The sequence below is a fragment of the Evansella cellulosilytica DSM 2522 genome, assembly GCF_000177235.2.
In the GTDB taxonomy this organism is placed as follows: domain Bacteria; phylum Bacillota; class Bacilli; order Bacillales; family Salisediminibacteriaceae; genus Evansella; species Evansella cellulosilytica.
The window spans coordinates 696,788-714,041 of the sequence record NC_014829.1; the positions used below are offsets into that span (position 1 = coordinate 696,788).

13 protein-coding genes are annotated in these 17,254 nt (G+C 36.7%); 10 read left to right on the forward strand and 3 right to left on the reverse strand.

Annotation, left to right across the window (positions count from 1 at the left end; all coding sequences use genetic code 11):
• Positions 1 to 219: 219 nt before the first annotated feature.
• The 7 genes from BCELL_RS03215 (at position 220) to BCELL_RS03245 (ending at position 7,980) form a co-directional block, all read left to right on the forward strand.
• On the forward strand, positions 220 to 1,170 hold the full coding sequence (locus BCELL_RS03215; protein ID WP_013487236.1) for a hypothetical protein: 951 nt from the start codon (positions 220 to 222) through the stop codon (positions 1,168 to 1,170).
• 13 nt (positions 1,171 to 1,183) lie between these two features.
• Positions 1,184 to 1,861, forward strand: a complete 678-nt coding sequence (locus tag BCELL_RS03220; RefSeq protein ID WP_013487237.1) for a response regulator transcription factor — start codon at positions 1,184 to 1,186, stop codon at positions 1,859 to 1,861.
• Complete coding sequence (locus tag BCELL_RS03225; protein WP_013487238.1) at positions 1,858 to 2,889, forward strand: sensor histidine kinase; 1,032 nt, start codon at positions 1,858 to 1,860, stop codon at positions 2,887 to 2,889. Before BCELL_RS03220 ends, BCELL_RS03225 begins: the two co-directional genes overlap by 4 nt.
• 91 nt (positions 2,890 to 2,980) lie before the next feature.
• Positions 2,981 to 3,739 (forward strand): ABC transporter ATP-binding protein, encoded by a 759-nt coding sequence (locus BCELL_RS03230; protein ID WP_013487239.1) that lies wholly within the window; start codon positions 2,981 to 2,983, stop codon positions 3,737 to 3,739.
• Complete coding sequence (locus tag BCELL_RS03235) at positions 3,736 to 5,697, forward strand: FtsX-like permease family protein (protein WP_013487240.1); 1,962 nt, start codon at positions 3,736 to 3,738, stop codon at positions 5,695 to 5,697. Before BCELL_RS03230 ends, BCELL_RS03235 begins: the two co-directional genes overlap by 4 nt.
• A 282-nt stretch (positions 5,698 to 5,979) precedes the next feature.
• Positions 5,980 to 6,294: a phasin family protein gene (locus BCELL_RS03240; RefSeq protein WP_013487241.1), complete on the forward strand. Its 315-nt coding sequence runs from the start codon at positions 5,980 to 5,982 to the stop codon at positions 6,292 to 6,294.
• Between the two features lie 12 nt (positions 6,295 to 6,306).
• Positions 6,307 to 7,980, forward strand: coding sequence for an AarF/UbiB family protein (locus BCELL_RS03245; protein WP_013487242.1), 1,674 nt, complete (start codon positions 6,307 to 6,309; stop codon positions 7,978 to 7,980).
• 354 nt (positions 7,981 to 8,334) lie between these two features.
• Here the strand turns inward: BCELL_RS03245 and BCELL_RS03250 are convergent, their stop codons facing one another.
• Together BCELL_RS03250 and arfA are read right to left on the reverse strand one after the other, a co-directional pair.
• Positions 8,335 to 9,807, reverse strand: a complete 1,473-nt coding sequence (locus BCELL_RS03250; protein WP_013487243.1) for a methyl-accepting chemotaxis protein — start codon at positions 9,805 to 9,807, stop codon at positions 8,335 to 8,337.
• A 247-nt stretch (positions 9,808 to 10,054) separates the two neighbouring features.
• Positions 10,055 to 11,572, reverse strand: coding sequence for an arabinosylfuranosidase ArfA (gene arfA / locus BCELL_RS03255; RefSeq protein ID WP_013487244.1), 1,518 nt, complete (start codon positions 11,570 to 11,572; stop codon positions 10,055 to 10,057).
• Between the two features lie 239 nt (positions 11,573 to 11,811).
• Here arfA and BCELL_RS03260 point away from each other — a divergent pair, with 239 nt between their 5' ends.
• Together BCELL_RS03260 and BCELL_RS03265 are read left to right on the forward strand one after the other, a co-directional pair.
• Complete coding sequence (locus BCELL_RS03260; RefSeq protein ID WP_013487245.1) at positions 11,812 to 13,638, forward strand: MotA/TolQ/ExbB proton channel family protein; 1,827 nt, start codon at positions 11,812 to 11,814, stop codon at positions 13,636 to 13,638.
• Positions 13,631 to 14,329 carry an OmpA family protein gene (locus BCELL_RS03265; protein WP_013487246.1) on the forward strand — a complete coding sequence of 233 codons (699 nt, stop codon included), beginning with the start codon at positions 13,631 to 13,633 and terminating at the stop codon, positions 14,327 to 14,329. Before BCELL_RS03260 ends, BCELL_RS03265 begins: the two co-directional genes overlap by 8 nt.
• Positions 14,330 to 14,459: 130 nt before the next feature.
• Here the strand turns inward: BCELL_RS03265 and BCELL_RS03270 are convergent, their stop codons facing one another.
• Positions 14,460 to 14,981, reverse strand: a complete 522-nt coding sequence (locus tag BCELL_RS03270; protein ID WP_013487247.1) for a flavodoxin domain-containing protein — start codon at positions 14,979 to 14,981, stop codon at positions 14,460 to 14,462.
• Positions 14,982 to 15,777: 796 nt separating this feature from the next.
• On the opposite strand from BCELL_RS03270, the gene BCELL_RS23025 reads away from it, so the two are divergent.
• Complete coding sequence (locus BCELL_RS23025; RefSeq protein ID WP_013487248.1) at positions 15,778 to 17,022, forward strand: lytic polysaccharide monooxygenase; 1,245 nt, start codon at positions 15,778 to 15,780, stop codon at positions 17,020 to 17,022.
• Positions 17,023 to 17,254: the final 232 nt, after the last annotated feature.

Sequence of the window (17,254 nt, forward strand, 5' to 3'; positions counted from 1 at the left end):
ATATAGATAAATGCTCTACATAACTAGGGTAGCTTACATACATAAACGAGTAAAGAGTGACAGTGGCATTAAATGCAAAATAGATGAACACGTAAGCAAGGAATTATCCATACAAGTGTGGAATTAAAGAAGCAGACGAACGAATGTGAATGCTAAGTTACAAGAATACATAATAATAATTAGTCTTTTAAAAAACGAGAAAATGTTGGGAGGAAACGAATGAAAAAGTGGATGCTATTAATTACGCTGTTATTACTAGCAATTTTCCTCATTTGGTGGTGGATGTCCAAAGCACCTGTATCGAGCGGCATTTATCCTGAGAGGCAGGCTGGATTGATTGTTATTGAGATAGATGAAGAAGAGAGAATGGTGGATTTTCATCTTCCGGTTCGTTGGATTAAAACACAGCCTTGGGAACAACCGCCGATGATAGATGACGCTATCCTTTATAATGAAAAAGGAGAAGTTATCGCACACATCGAAGGGGAATTTATACTTGAAATAGATGAAAGGCGCAACGCGTGGAATAGAAGAAATGTACCTGCAATCATCCCATTTAGCATTAATGGTGAAAAAGTGATTCATGAGACAGGAGAGATTCTATATCCGTTAAATGATGCATTATATGAAAATTATTATGTGGATCGTTTGGAACTTACTTTTAACGATGAAAGACTTACCTTCCATATGGAAAGCACTTATAAACTGCATCCATTAATGGAGGAGAATGACGATATTCCTAATGGAGAAGTCGAAAGTACTATGCCATTAAGGGATCAGGATACTGAAACAAATATTGGCTTTTTAGTTCAGCTAAGTGGGGCTACTATAGAAGACATTATGTATTGGCTACCAGGTATGGATGAGAACTATATAAAAAATGATATGCTAGTTTCAGAGGATGCTGTAATGGATGACTATTTACAAGGATCCGCAAGTTTTGAGGGTGAAAATTTTTCACTTCCATTAGAGCTTGAGTCAAATCGAGCACTACTTTTTTTTCCATACACAGACAAAATGGTGAAAGAAGTTGAACAATCTATTATCCATACAATTCCGTATTTTAAAATATCAGATACGGATGGTACGTACATCATTGGTGGTGCAGGAACAATATATCCGTTTGATCGAGAAAAAGAATGGGAGGAGCTTCTCATTCTGCCAAAATAGAAGGTGAAAAAACATGTATAAAGTATTAATCATTGAAGACGATGAGACGATTTCCAGCATTATGGAAGAAAATCTACGTAAATGGGGGTTCTCATCTTTTAGAATTAATGATTTTCGTGAAGTGTTGACAGAGTACACAGCTATTCAACCCCACTTAGTTTTAATGGATATTAATCTACCATTTTACGATGGCTTTTATTGGTGTACGAAAATAAGGGAGCTTTCTACAGTTCCTATCATTTTTATTTCATCAAGAGACACTGATGCGGACAAAATTCGTGCGATCTCCCAAGGTGGGGATGATTATATCGATAAACCTTTTTCAATCGATTTACTAATTGCTAAAATACAAGCGACACTCCGAAGAACCTATTCCTACAGTGACCAACAATTAAATGTGCTTCAATACGACAATCTCGTTTTTCATATTGAAAAGCAGGTAGTATTTTGTGGAGATAGTGAGATATTGTTAACAAAGAACGAATCTAGAATTCTTGCGGTGCTTATTAGAAATCGAGGGAATGTTGTATCACGGACGAGATTGATGAAAGCTCTTTGGGACGATGAAAGCTTTGTTGATGAGAATACTTTAACTGTAAATGTCAATAGATTGAGGAAAAAGCTAGCCTCACTACCGTCAGACGATGACTTTATAAAAACTGTAAAAGGGGAAGGATATCGTTTACTATGAGCTTTTTACAATACATGAAAGAGCGTTGGATAACGTACTTATTTTTATTTGTTGCCTTTTCCTTTAGTTTAATTGTATATAAGCTAGATGTTAGTCTTTATTTAAGTCAATCTAGTGGATCTTATATATTGGTGGGATGGGGGATTCTTTTTACCATCTTTGTGACTGTGGACTATTTCGTTTTAAACTACCGACTACAAAAACTTGAAGCATTTACAAACCTAAATGCCTCTTCTGAAGAAGTAGATGAATTTATCTATCCATTAGATAATAGGATTGCTAAGCAAATGGAAAGCATTATATTAAAATATGAGAAATATAGAAGCGACATAAGGGCGCTTACTTCTGAAGAAATGACGTTTATAACGAAATGGCTTCATGACGTAAAGGTCCCAATATCAGCCAGTAAATTAATTCTCGAAACAGAAGAACAGGCTATACCGAAAAAACTATATGAACGTTTGTATCATGAGTTATTTTCTATTGAGGAGTCTGCTCAGCGTGTCTTTTATGAAATGAAAACGAATCGATTTTATGATGATTATAAAATTGCACCAACGCAAACAAAAAAATTAATTGCTAGTGCATTAAAGGGGTACTCCAGTTTTTTTAGCTACAAAAAGTTAGCGATGAATATGGAGGGAGAGGACACCCCCGTACTTACCGACGAAAAATGGAGTGGGTATATCCTCTCCCAAATTATTTCGAATGCAGTAAAGTACACACCTGAAAATGGAAGAATTAGTATAAAAACAATGCGGGAAGACAGTGGAGATATAACGATAAGTATTAGAAATAGTGGTCAAGGCATCCACCCTAGTGATATTGGACAAGTTTTCAAAAAAGGGTATACGTCAAGTGAACGAAGAACAGGGTTAAAGGCAACGGGGTATGGTCTATATTTGGCAAAAAAACTATCAGACTTGCTCGGTCATACACTAACGGTAAAGTCAGTATACAATGAGTATGCTGAATTTCATCTTCAGTTTCATGAAAACAAAACGATTTATGATGTGACAAAATTGTAAGTATGGATGGAGAAACTGTAAGGTAATTCGATGTAAAGCGTCTGTATTCTCATATATAGTTATCTCATCAATAAAAGTTGGAGGTAGAAGAATGCAGATTTTATCAGTAGAAAATATAAGTAAAACGTACGGGTCAAGGAAAATGGTAAATGAATATGTAGCCTTGAAAAATATTAGCTTCCAAGTGACTGAAGGAGAGTTTATCGGTGTCATGGGTGCATCAGGATCAGGGAAGACGACACTCCTTAACATATTAGGAAGTTTAGACAAGGCTACCTCTGGAACGTTTGAAATGGCTGGGAAGGATATTGCTTCCTTAAGTAAAAAAGAGCTTGCAGAACATCGAATGAAAAATATTGGCTTTATTTTTCAAGATTATAATTTACTTGAAACGATGACGCTAAAGGAAAATATTATTTTACCACTTGCCCTTCAAGGAGAAGATGCTAGTGTAATTGAAGAAAAGCTCGAACCACTTATTACAGATTTGGGAATTTCAGATGTCGTAATGAAATATCCGTATGAGGTATCTGGAGGCGAACAGCAACGGGCAGCTGCGTGTCGTGCCCTCATTACTAATCCGAGACTAATATTAGCAGATGAGCCTACCGGCAATCTCGATTCTAAATCTAGTAAAGACTTACTTAACATATTGACGTATATTAACAAGCAGTATCAAGCCACAATTTTAATGGTTACTCATGATGTGTTTGCAGCGAGCTATTGTGAAAAGATTATGTTTATCCGCGACGGAGAAATATATAACGAACTTTACGCAGGAGAGGATAAGAAGCAATTTTTTGATTCGATTATTGATGTAATGAGTGTGCTTGGAGGCGAGAGGAAATGAAGCTTTCGACATTGGCACTCAGGAATATCAAGCTCAATTTCAAAAAATATGTCATATATTTCTTTTCGCTTAGCTTCAGTGTATTTACTACTTACTCTTTTTTAGCGCTAATTCAAAATGAAGATATAAAGCAACAGTTTATTTATGATGATAGATATCAATCCCTTTTAATAAGCTTTGGATTTCTCATTATGGTCTTTGTTATATTCTTTTTGATCAGTTCGAATAATAGCTTTATTAAAGCTAGAAAGAAAGAGATTTCCACCTATTCCTTATTCGGTATGTCAAACATAAAGATTGGTAAGTTGCTTTTTATTGAGACGATCATTGTTGGCGCCGGTACGCTTATTATTGGTATAGGAGCAGGTATCTTTTTTTCTAAGCTGATTGCAATGATCCTGTTGGACATTACTTTAGCGTCGTTTACGGGACATATAGCCTTTTCAATCGACCCGATGTCAATCGTTATCACAGTTAGTATATTTTTCATTATTTTTGTTTTAATGGGATTGTCTGGCCTGCGCGTCATTAGTAAGTTTGAACTTGTTGATTTATTTAAAGCATCTAAAATATCAGAAGGAAGAACGAAGGGATCTTATTTTGGTCTATTATTTTCGTTTTTACTCATAGGTATTGGTTATCGAATAGCGACACTAGAAAACCAAGAAACCGTCGCTACCTTTGCATTACTTATTCTCATTCTCGTCATAGGCGGAACATACATGTTTTTCTGGGTGGGGCTACCGAAAATCCTTTATTTATTAAAGAAAAATAAAAGGATGTATTTGAAGGGTGACAATCTTATAGCTACCTCATCATTATCACATAGAGTGTTAACAATATCCTCGACGATGGCAACAATTGCAATTTTGTCTGCAGTTGCGACAACAGCTATTGCTACAGGCTACACGCTTTATAGTAATGTTGAAGTGAACACCTATAACACCGTTGGATACGATATGTATTATTATGGGGGCGATGAAGATGTACTAGAAGCTGTTTATAATACGTTTGTTGAGCACGATACTGAAATGACAGAACAATATTCCGTTATGTTATACAAAACGAGCCCTCATATGCAAGATGTTTGGGGAGACGGAGTTCAATATATTCATGCAGACAATGATCATTATTTTCGTATTTATAGTAGTTCCGAATTTAATGAGCTAACAGCAATTTCAAGGTTGGATATTCCACCATTATCTTTGGCGACAGGAGAAGCGGTTTACGTACGTGGTTTCATTCCTGATGAGATGCAAGAGGCGCTAATGAATCACGAATTACTCTTTTCGGTAAAAACATTGGAAATCACATCATCAAAGGAAATTCCTGTTGGAGAATTCGGGGCAATTCATACGATTGTTATTCATGATGAGGATTATGATGCTTTATATGAAGCAGGTGATATTAAATTAAGTCTACATGAGAATAGTGAAGCACATGTATTTAATTTTGAAAGAGCGTTATCCTCACAGGAATTAAATAAAGATTTGAATGCGCTGCTTTCTGGTAAAGTAGGGAGCTATCGAACCGCTCTCAATAACTTTAATGAAGGGATGGAAACTTTCGGATTAGTTTGTTTCATCGGTTTTTTTATGAGCGTTGTGTTTATTTTAATGACAGCAAGCCTTTTATACTTTAAACAAATGATGGCCGCAGAAGAAGAAAAACACCAATTTAAGATGCTAAGAAAAATAGGGATGGACAGTAAGACGGAAAAAAAAGTGATAAGAAAAAGATTGCTTCCAGTATTTTTGCTTCCGTTATTGGTAGGAATTCTTCACAGTATTTTTGCAATGAAATCGGCTGACACGATGGTGTTTACTTACGTTATAGCCGTTGAAAATTCGTATTTAACGGTTCTAGCTTTTTCTACTGTCATGTATATATTATATGCGCTTGTTTATGGCTTGTTCTTTTTTATAACAAAAAGTCAATTTGCACGTATCGTGAAATAAATATGGAACCTCATACGATTTAAAAACGTACGTAATATAAATGGCACTTTAAAAGAATAGTAGTCGCCGAAATACAATCTGTTCCTTGCTATAAATGGTTAACACTACCTTTATTCGGGAAAAGCTAAAACAATCACTTGCTATTTGAGTTTCTCGTATAAGGAGACCAGGTTAGTAGACAATACGTTTAGATGCGATTTTTTGAAGTTCATCATAGATTAATGTCACATGCATATTTTCTAACAGAATATCTTAGTAAAAAAATTCTGAGGAGGAAGAAAAATGAGATCAACTGTTGGTAAAGCTATTTCGTTAGGTTTAGGGCTTGCGATTGCAGGTAAAGAACAGATTGAAAAAACAGTAGATGAGCTAGTGAAAAGAGGAGAGGTAAAAAAGGAAGAATCTAAAGCGTTAATTGATGAATTGCTACGTAAGGGTGACGAAACAAAGGAACAAATGGAGGAAATCGTCAAGGAGCGAGTTGATGCGATTTTAGGTGATTCTAAGCTAGTGAGAAAAAAAGATCTAATCGAGATTGAGCGTAGGTTAGCCAAATTAGAGCAAGAGAAGGAAGAAGAAGAAGGTGCGAATGACTAGGAGGCATTAGTAATGGGCTCAGGTAGACGTTTTCGACAGCTTCAACGCTATAGAACGATTGCTACAGCCTTAGCAAGAAATGGACTTGGCTACCTTTTCCATGAGACTGGATTAACCGAAAAGATACTATCCTTTCGAAGTGAAGAAAGAAAAGCGGTAAAAGATAAGAGTACCGGAGAAAGAGTCCGACTTTTATTGGAGGAATTAGGTACCACCTATATTAAGCTAGGTCAAATTGCTAGTACGAGACCAGATTTATTACCACCTGACATTGTTAAAGAGCTAGGACGTTTACAAGATGATGTACCTCCATTTTCATATGAAGAAGCCTCCGTCATTATTGAGCAGGAGCTAGGGGAACCTGTTGAAAGCCTATTTAAGGAGTTTTCAGAGACTCCTTTAGCTGCTGCCTCTATTGGCCAAGTTCATTATGCTGTTTTAAAAGACGGCACTGAGGTAGTAGTTAAAGTGCAAAGGCCTGGCATTATACCTCAAATGGAAACAGATTTAGAAATCATTGCTGACTGGGCGAGACTAGCAGAGACTCATTTTGACTGGGCGCGTGATTATGGTTTACGCGATATTATTGACGAGATTGGTAAAGGGATGCTTCTAGAACTCGATTATCGAAATGAAGCACGTAACATGGAAAGATTCGCAAATAAGTCGGTGAATCATGAGTACATTCATATTCCAGATGTATATTGGAACTATACAACGAAGCGAATTTTAACAATGGATTATGTTGAGGGAATTCGTATTTCAAATTTAGAAGCATTAGATAGCGCAGGTTATGATCGGAGTTTGCTTGCAAAAAGACTATCTGAAACTATCTTCCATCAAGTGTTGATTGACGGCGTGTTCCATGCGGATCCTCATCCAGGTAACGTTTTAGCCCTCCCTAATGGAGGTATTGCGTTACTTGATTTCGGCATGGTTGGCCGTTTATCTCCAGAAAAAAAGAAGTACGCAGTATCCTTAATTATTGCATTGAGAAATCAAAATACAAAGGGTATTTTACGTGCAGTTACAAATATGGGAATCGTTCATCCGGATACTAATATGGATCAACTATATTTAGATGTCGATGATCTTCGAGAAAAGTATTATGATGTACCTTTAGAGCAACTAAGCTTAGGACAAGCAATTGAAGATTTGTTTACTATTGCTTTCAAACACCAAATTCGCATCCCAACGGAATTAACACTGTTAGGCAAATCGTTGCTAACAACAGAAGGTGTAGTTGTGGCGCTAGACCCAACGTTTAGTATATTTGATGTTGCAGAACCTATGGGAAAAAAATTAATTCTTGATAGACTCGATCCATGGAAAAAAATAAAGAGTATATCTATGGACGTGCAAGATTATCTAGATTTATTGAATGAAGTACCAGTAAGCTTAAAGCAGTTTTTATCAATTCTACGTCATGGGAAGATGAAAATAGAAATAGACTCTCCTCAAACAGACGTGCTAATGAGAAAGATGGATCGGATAAGTAATCGATTATCGTTTAGTATCGTGCTACTTTCGCTAAGCATTATTATGCTTGGCTTAATCATTGGAGCAGCGTTAAGTGGTACACAAACAATCTTATGGCGGTTACCCATCATTGAAATTAGCTTTGTCATTTCTATTCTCATGGTCGTTTGGCTGTTTTTTTCGATTTTTCGATCAGGGCGATTTTGACGTCTATGAGTTGGGTATGTAAATATGAAGCTAATCCACTTGAGGTTGACTCGATAGGTTGATTTTTACCTGTTGAGTCAACCTTTTACCATTCTTTAAATCGCTTCTTATAGTGGACGCTTGGCGAGTTGCGATGCGTCATCTGTCCATGAGGGGATCGGAAAGTGGGTGAGAGTTGAACCATCTGCCCTTGAGCAAAGAAAAAAGCGCCTGAAGGTAAGATGGAACTATGCCATCTTCCCTTCAGGCGAAAATAAATAGCTGAAGGGAAAAAGCAACGTTCTCTCCCTCCAAAAATACACTATTATAAATATGCGATCGACTTCGATTACCGAGTGTAATCTAGAATACTTATTAGTTTTTCACCAAGCTTTGTAATTGATCAGAGAGTAGTTCTAACTCTTTGTACGATTTTACAATATCATTTATTTGTTGGTGCTGCTCTTCAGCACTAGCTAATATTTCTTCTACAGAAGCACTTGATTGCTGTGCACCACTAGAAAGAGAAGAAATTTCATCAATAATGGCTGAGGAGTTATTTTCCATCGCCTTTAGTTGTTGTGCCACTAATTCAGACTGTCGCAGTACTTCATTTGCATGCTCTAGCATTTCAACAAAGGTTGATTTTGTTTTCTCGGTTACTTCTAGGCTAGTTGATACTGCTTGTTCGCCTTCTTGAACTTGATTTGTTACTTCTACCGTTTTAGCTTGAATGCTATTAATGATTCCAGCAATTTCTAATGTAGATTTTTGTGAGCTTTCAGCAAGCTTTCTCACCTCGTCGGCAACGACAGCAAAGCCTTTACCAGCTTCGCCAGCACGAGCAGCTTCAATTGCGGCATTTAATGCTAATAGATTTGTTTGTTCACTCACTTCGTTAATTGTATTGAGAATACTTCCAATTTTTTCTGTTTCTTGATTTAACTGAACCATTAGTGAACTTGCATTATGAACAGATTTGTTCACTTGCATCATTTCATCAGAAAGGGTGTTAATCATTGCTTGCCCACTATGAGCTGCCATTTCAGTCTTTTTAGAAATACTTGAAAGTGTGTTTGCACTATCGACGACATTAGTAATAATATCTCCTGAGTTAATCATTGATTCGTTCATATCTGTAACACTGCTTGCTTGAGCTTCAATCACTTTTGACACTTCTGAAAAACCAATTGTAAGCTCGTCTGAAATTTGATTTGTTTTCTCAATGTTAGATTTAAATGATGTATTAAAGGAAGCAAGAACCCCTACAGTTTCTTTTACCTTAGATAATAGCTTCTCCACATCATTCTTTTTATTTTCAATTTCAATACTATCTTTTTCCATTTTATTTAATGTTTTCCCACCTAAGTAAGCTTGGGTTACAAAGATGATGACAGTAGCAATGTTGACAGCTAACAGTGTTACTAATATTTCTGTATCAGCCCCGTAGAACATTTCTTCATGAAAATTGAAGAAAAAAAACACGGTCAAGCATCCACCTAAAAAACCTGTCAAAGCTATTGATATAGTATGGTTATAAAGCATTACGATAGCAAGACTAAAATAGATGAGTGCATAGTTTGATAATTTCGGTGATCCGATTATGGTTACAAGTACTAGTAAAGGAAATCCAACTGCAACATAATAATGTAGTTTAGTAGTAAATAACTTAAAAAAGGTGAAGATCGTCATTGGAATAACAATGAAAAGTCCAGCGATGCCATATGTAATCAGCCCACTCCATTCTGCTCCAATAATGAGGCTGTTAATGAGCCCTAAAATATAGGAAACCCATAGTAATATCGTTACAATTTTATTCCTACCGTGATAAAAAGTGTTTTTATTCATATGACTTGCCTCCTGATTTTTTCAATATGTTATAGTACAACCACCTTCGACATAAGTATACTAAAATCGACGTATTTTGAATATAGCTAAAATTCTTTCCATAATAAAAAAGGAAGGCTTAAAGAGTTGCTACAATCTCTTAAGCCTTCCTTGTATTGAGTTTAGACTGTTTCTTTCCCCACGTAATAGCGAGAAGAATACTCACTTCTATTCAAAAAAACCAACAACTATCTAAGGGGAAATCAGCCTACTTTTTCCCTAATCTAATCATATTCCATGACATTTTAGGAAGTTGACTCATTAGTTTTCCTTCTGTCAAATCTATTGTTGATTGCCCGTTAACATGTGGTTGAACGCTTTCGTTTCCGATTATATTTGTAGCATGTTTATCCTCGTGTTCTAATACGACATGCTCAATGATTGATAATCCTTCAAACGAACGAATATCAACTTCGACAGTTAGGCTTTCCTCAAGGTGTCGATTTACTGCAAAAATAACGAGTTCATCGTTTTCAGGATGATAGACGACAGCACTGTCTAAATAAGGAACGTCTGTGAAGTCTTTACTGTCATATTTAGGTGAGCTAATAATAGGGTTTAGCGCTAAGCCTCTACCATAAACAGACGTGTAGTAAAAAGGATAGAAGATCGTTTGTTTCCATACGTTACCACCATTTTCCGTCATAATTGGTGCAATGACATTCACTAATTGAGCCATACAAGCAATTTTTACACGGTCGGAGTGCTTCAATAAAGTGTTTAACATAGAACCTACTAGAATGGCATCCTCAAAAGTATAGACATCCTCTAGCTGCGGCGGTGCAAATGACCAAGGTTCAATTTTTTTATCTTGATCATTGGAGTGGAACCACACGTTCCATTCGTCAAAGCTCAAGTACATAGTCTTTTTGCTACGCTTCTTTGCTTTCATATAATCACAAGTTGCAGTAACTGTTTTAATAAAGTTTTCCATATCTAATGTCTGTGCAAAATAATTGGCGGTGTCGTTGTCGCGATTACCGTAATACTGGTGTAAGGAAATATAATCGGCTACTTCATATGTGTGATCTAATGTAGTAGCTTCCCATTCTGGGAAAGTAGGCATCCCTGAACCGGAACTTCCGCAGCTAACTAATTCAATAGTAGGGTCTACGAGCTTCATCACTTTTCCTGTTTCTGCAGCGAGTCGTCCGTATTCTTCAGCTGTTTTTTGACCAATTTGCCAAGGACCATCCATTTCATTACCAAGACACCATGTTTTTATTTTATGTGGCTGTTCATAGCCATGCTGGCGACGAAGGTCGCTCCAATATGTACCACTTGGATGGTTGCAATACTCGATAAGATCTCTTGCTGCTTCCATTCCTCTCGTTCCCAGATTTACTGCCATCATCACTTCACTATTGACCGCTTTTGTCCATTCAACGAATTCGTTGGTCCCAAATGCATTCGTTTCTAATACTCTCCATGCCAGCTCGAGTCGTGTAGGACGAGCGTCTCTTGGACCAACGCCGTCTTCCCAATTGTATCCGGACACCATATTTCCTCCGGGGTAACGAATAATAGGTACTTGCAATTCCTTTACTAAATCAAGTACGTCCTGACGAAACCCTAATTCATTTGCAGTAGGATGATCGGGTTCATAAATTCCTCCATAAACTGCTCTACCTAAATGTTCGATAAAAGAGCCGTAAATTCTTGGGTCTACTTTAGATATGACAAAATCCTTATCTATGACCATTTTTGCCCTATTTGCTGTCGTCATCACACCATCTCCTTAAATAAAAATGATTAACGTAACTTGAAAGCGCTTTATAGCTTTATATCAATTTTAACAATAGATGGTGTGATTTTCTATATTATTCCTAAATATCATCAACTAACAAACATGAATTGTCCAAGTTGTGAATAGCAATAAGATAGGGAGAATAGATAAAGGAATTTTTCACTTTAATGATACTTTATCTAAATGATTTCGGATTCTTGTATATAGGGGGAAATCTAATGGTCGAAGCAATTTTGAAGCTGTTTATTAATGATCAGCAAGTAGAATCAATTTTATCAAATTCGTTCATTGAACTTATTTTCATGGTGCTGTTTGTAACCTTTGTTGTTACAGTTTTCGTTCATTTTATTTTGTATAGTAGGTTAAGAAGAATTCGCCATCACTTATATGCTACGAATTCCTTGAATATTGAACCATTAAGTTCGTTTAAGAAAGACTTTGATGAAAAGCAGAAGGAGGAGTCTGTAAAGGTAGAGACGTTTGTTGAGCAGAAGTTTTCTAGCTGGCGTGTATTAAATGTTCCTGTTGTTAGTTTAATAAAGATGGTACAAATGACGATTTCTATTTTTATATTAGTAGGTGTGTTAGGAACGTTTATAGGGCTTGCAATGTCATTAGGAAGCATAGACGGTACGGGAGACCAACTAGTAGAAAATGTAGCAGCCGTACTTGCAGGACTTGATGTCGCGTTTTATACGAGTATTGTCGGTATGGGATTCTCTTTAATTATGACAGTGATGACGAGGGTTGCTAATACTGAATACATGTTAACAGACATTATGTTAAAAATGGAGTCGTATTTACAGGAAAACGAAGAGGACGCGATGTCTCGCTTAATTGATGTATCAAAAACAATCAATGGCTCTATCGTAGAGCTGCGTGAAACGAACCAAGCTTCATTATCAAACATTGAAAAGGCTTTTCATGGATTCCAAGAATATACAGTAGGTTTACAGCAATCTGCAAAAGATTTAGCGAAATTTAATGAAGGATTATCCTCCAATCTAAAAGACTTCCATGTTCTTTTTGCAAATGTAAAGAAGGTAACTGACAAATTAGATGGATCTATAACAAATCTCAATAAAAACTTTGATTCGTTATTCTCGTATTTTAATAAAATGGATAAGAGGAACGAGAGGATGACGACGGCATTTCAGGATACGTATAAAAAAATTGAAGATTTAACTTCTTCGCAGATGGAAACTTTAAAGCATTTTGAAGGGGCAGTTGAGGAGTGGAAGGAATATATTTCATCTATTGCTGATAGACAAGATACGATTCATACATCGTTTGAGAGGGTTGTAGCCCAAAGTGAAACACTCACAAATATGATGAAGGAAAACAACAAACAGTTTAAAGGTATATTCGGTAATGATGTGAGTGCGAAGCTTGGTGGAATTAATACTTACTTAAGCGAGCTCAAGGGTGATTTTAATAAACTTGGGAATTCGGTTGTTCGTCTTCCAGATGCACTAGAAACGATCAATATGGCACAAGCGGAGTTTAGAACATTATTCTCTGATCGTTTTGAAGAGCTAAAGCAATTTAATAGAGACTTCAATAACCATTTGAAAACACATGCAGCTGAGTCAGAAAGCTTTGAAAGACACTTATCTGATGCGTCAAAATCTCATGAGCAAATTGCGATGAAAAACAATCAAATGCTTGCAGAAATTAATCGTGTCACACAGCAAATTACTGACTCCTTCCAACAGAGAGAAAGTCAAATAGAATCAAGCGTAGGTGTATTAAAGGATACTTTATCTAGGTATGTGAACAATCTAGAAGGGACTTTAGGCGATCGGTTAGATAAGGTAGGGAGAAGTATAGGTGATTTTGTTGTAGATATGAATGATTCTATTAAAAAAGAGTTTAAGCAAATTGGAGATATTTCTGAGGAAAATCAGCAGAGAACAGCTCGTCAAACACAGCAAGTATTGAGCGACTTGAATCAGGAGTTTCAGAATTTAAATCGCCTTCTTCAATCATATACCCAAGACATGGTAAGACCACAAAATAGGATGAGGGTTGGCAGCAATGATTAATAATAAGTACAAAAGATTATTTAAAGGCGAACAAGATGAAGGGCATTTTTGGCCATCCTTCACAGATTTACTTACGGCGATTCTCCTTTGCTTTGTACTTATTTTTATCGTCATGATGGTCATAAAGTCCTTCCAAATTGAAGAGATGAAGCGAACGATAGATCAAATTATGGGTGTAAGAGTGAACATTATTGAAGATTTAAATGAAGAGTTTAGTGATTCTAGTTTAGCAGTTGAAATTGATGAAAACACCGGAGCGCTCATATTTAACACCGATATTTTATTTGAGTTTGATGAAGCAGAACTGAAGCCTGAGGGATTTGAATTTCTCGATGAGTTTGTCCCAACTTATTTAGAAGTATTGTTGGAAGGAGGCTATGATGAATACATTTCAGAAATTATTATAGAGGGTCATGCTGATAGAACAGGTGGTTATTTGTATAATTTAGAGCTTTCTCAAGAAAGGGCTTTTAGTGTCGCAGAGCATATATTAAGTGATCGTTTTTCCGACCCTACTGTTCAAGAACCTTTAAAGGAAAAGTTAACGGTTAATGGAAGGTCCTATACTGATGGTAGAACGGATGAGGAAGGAAATTATAGTCATGAGGACTCCCGAAGGGTTGAATTTAAATTTCGCTTGAGAGATGAAGAAATATTGGAAAAAACGAGAGAATTATTAGAAGGACACTAATACAAATAAGAGGGACTGAAAAAGTTGATATGTACTTTTGCAGGCCCTCTTATTTTTTATCTTTGAGAACAAATCGCGGGAGAGTGGAGCTATTGTCAGGACACTCACAGCCCCCTTTTTCAAAATGAATCTAGTGAGAGTCAATTTTATAGCTGTTTTCCTTAGCTAAATTAATCTGGTTCACTGTATCAGCAAATGTCTTCATAGCGGCCTCGTCAATTTTAGATGTATCTGTACTGACACCACTAACCTTTTTTACAATTAGTTTTTCAAAAAAGTTCATTTTAGAAAACAGAAATTCCCCACCAAATAACCCACTAGCAATGGCATTTGATCGAAGCTCCTCAGGAAAAGCAACCTCAAATTGTTTTCTAGCCTCCTCGCCTTCTCGCATACAGCATATAAATAGACCGACTTTTTTTTCTAATAACAAAAAGAGGTTGTCTCTCATAAAATGCTTCAGCTTTCCTTGAATATTCCCAATGTGAATGGACCCTCCGATGATGACAACATCAGCATCATGTAGGACATTGTCGTATTTTTCTTCTCTTAAATCTAAAAGACTAGTTTCGCAGTTTAAGTTCTTTTGTAATACGCTGACTGCCTTTTTCGTCGTTCCGTGATGAGAGCAATACACAATTAAAGTTTTCAATGCTAAAACCTCCTCATTATGATTTGTCGATCACTATAAAAAGTCTGACAAGTATAATTTTATTGTAGCTTGTATTATGTGCAATGATTCACAGTTTAGGTGTATTTTACGTGAACTTTATTTGAGTAGATAGCTAAAAAAACAATCTGTACTTTAACATCCTTAGTGATAAAGAAAAAAACATTATAAGTGAAAAGTAGGGTTTTTGAAGTCTATTTTATCGGTGAAAGGATAAAAGATTTCTTACTAAAGTAGGGACTCGTTTTAAAAATTTCACTATATTGTTACAAAAGTTGGACGTGAGGATTGTCAGAATTTCTGTCATGAAAACCGGTAGTCAATTGGTAGTATTTACAATATTCTGAATTCTATGTAAGATTTGAAACATCAAGAGGAACGAAAACGATTTAGTAATGGTTTGATTAAAAAGTCTAGTATAAATGACTACTTGCCATTACTAGTTATTTATCTATCAGTTCCTGTGAAAAGTTGAAACCTCCTTAAGGATAGTGGGTGGATGGTTTTCCAGGATTGATATAAAAATGACTAATATGTTGTTCAATGTGGAAAGGGGGAAAAAGTTTTCAGAAAAAGGTAATAGGGAGGATTGGATAGTTCTGTTTTTTAAAACTAGTAAAAAAGTGGTTTAAGTTCATTGTCATTAAGGGTTTGCAACTAATGGTGTTCTTTCTATATTTAAAAAAGGAACTATCAAGCTTATTTTGGTTTTTGTGAAAGCGTTTACGGGGTTAGGCGAGTTGTAAAACGATTCTACTACAATTAGGAGGGAAATCTATTGATAGCTGAAAGTATGCAAGTACGATTACAGTCACTTGGGAAGATGATGATTACAGCATTGGTTACTACGCTTCTAGCAATTGCATTTTTTGCATTTACCGCTGAAAGTGCATCAGCTCATGGATATGTGGAAAATAGTCGTGCGCATTTATGTGCGGAAGGTGTTAATACAGATTGTGGAAGAGTAATATATGAGCCCTTTAGTGTTGAAGGGCGCGGTGATTTTCCTCATGAAGGTGTACCTGATGGTCAATTAGCTAGTGCAGGATTATTCCTTGAGCTAGATGAACAATCGTATGACCGTTGGGAAAAGGTAGATATGCAGGGGGGCCCATTTACTTTTGAATGGCACATACATGCAAATCACAGCACGAATACGTGGGATTATTATATTACGAGAGAAGGTTGGAATCCGAATGAACCATTAGCACGAGCAGATTTGGAGCTTTTCTGCACGTATCGTGACTATGGTGCACTTCCGCCTGATCATGTAACAAACGATTGTGTTATACCAAATGATCGTGATGGTTATCATGTGATTTTAGCAGTATGGGACATTGATGATACGATGAATGCATTCTATCAGGCGATAGATGTCAACTTAAGCATCAACCCATCTGAGCCTTCAACTCCAGAACCAGGATTCCCAGGAGACCCTGATCGCTTTGGAGAATATGATTATTGGAATACAATTAAGGCATATACTGAAGGAGATATTGTGATACACAATGGACAATTGTGGGAAGCAAGATGGTATTCACGAAATGATGAGCCAGGTACGAATCCGAATGGTCCTTGGCTTCTTCTAGGAGACTACGAACCAAGTGATCCAGGAGAGCCAAGTGACCCAGGAGAACCGAGTGACCCAGGAGAACCAAGTGACCCAGGAGAACCGAGTGACCCAGGAGAACCAAGTGATCCAGGAGAGCCAAGTGATCCAGGAGAGCCAAGTGACCCAGGAGAACCGAGTGACCCAGGAGAACCAAGTGACCCAGGAGAACCGAGTGACCCAGGAGAACCAAGTGATCCAGGAGAGCCAAGTGATCCAGGGGAGCCAAGTGATCCAGGAGAACCAAGTGACCCAGGGGAACCAAGTGATCCTGGAGAGTACCCTGCTTGGGATCCAGATACGATATATACAAATGAAATTGTTTATCATAATGGGCAACTATGGCAAGCGAAGTGGTGGACTCGAAACCAAGAACCTGGTGACCCGTATGGCCCTTGGGAGCCATTAAATTAGTGAGAATATAATAACATAAATGATGAGGAAGGTACCCTTTTATCAGGGTATCTTCCTTTATGTGAAAAAGGTTAAAGCTTGTCAGAGTACATAGGATATAAGTTAATGAGCGAAAGTCGCAAGATACTCTCATAGCAGCAAAAGTGAAAAAAAGTAAATATCAGTAATTAGATCATGTTTTATATTTCTATTAAAGCAAGCTCAACAATCTCTAAAATCGCCTCATCAGTAG

Excerpts from the sequence above, each read along its gene's own strand:
- BCELL_RS03215 (WP_013487236.1), top strand. The coding sequence starts at position 220 with ATGAAAAAGTGGATGCTATTAATTACGCTGTTATTACTAGCAATTTTC.
- BCELL_RS03220 (WP_013487237.1), top strand. The coding sequence starts at position 1,184 with ATGTATAAAGTATTAATCATTGAAGACGATGAGACGATTTCCAGCATT.
- BCELL_RS03225 (WP_013487238.1), top strand. The coding sequence starts at position 1,858 with ATGAGCTTTTTACAATACATGAAAGAGCGTTGGATAACGTACTTATTT.
- BCELL_RS03230 (WP_013487239.1), top strand. The coding sequence starts at position 2,981 with ATGCAGATTTTATCAGTAGAAAATATAAGTAAAACGTACGGGTCAAGG.
- BCELL_RS03235 (WP_013487240.1), top strand. The coding sequence starts at position 3,736 with ATGAAGCTTTCGACATTGGCACTCAGGAATATCAAGCTCAATTTCAAA.
- BCELL_RS03240 (WP_013487241.1), top strand. The coding sequence starts at position 5,980 with ATGAGATCAACTGTTGGTAAAGCTATTTCGTTAGGTTTAGGGCTTGCG.
- BCELL_RS03245 (WP_013487242.1), top strand. The coding sequence starts at position 6,307 with ATGGGCTCAGGTAGACGTTTTCGACAGCTTCAACGCTATAGAACGATT.
- BCELL_RS03250 (WP_013487243.1), bottom strand. The coding sequence starts at position 9,807 with ATGAATAAAAACACTTTTTATCACGGTAGGAATAAAATTGTAACGATA.
- arfA (WP_013487244.1), bottom strand. The coding sequence starts at position 11,572 with ATGACGACAGCAAATAGGGCAAAAATGGTCATAGATAAGGATTTTGTC.
- BCELL_RS03260 (WP_013487245.1), top strand. The coding sequence starts at position 11,812 with ATGGTCGAAGCAATTTTGAAGCTGTTTATTAATGATCAGCAAGTAGAA.
- BCELL_RS03265 (WP_013487246.1), top strand. The coding sequence starts at position 13,631 with ATGATTAATAATAAGTACAAAAGATTATTTAAAGGCGAACAAGATGAA.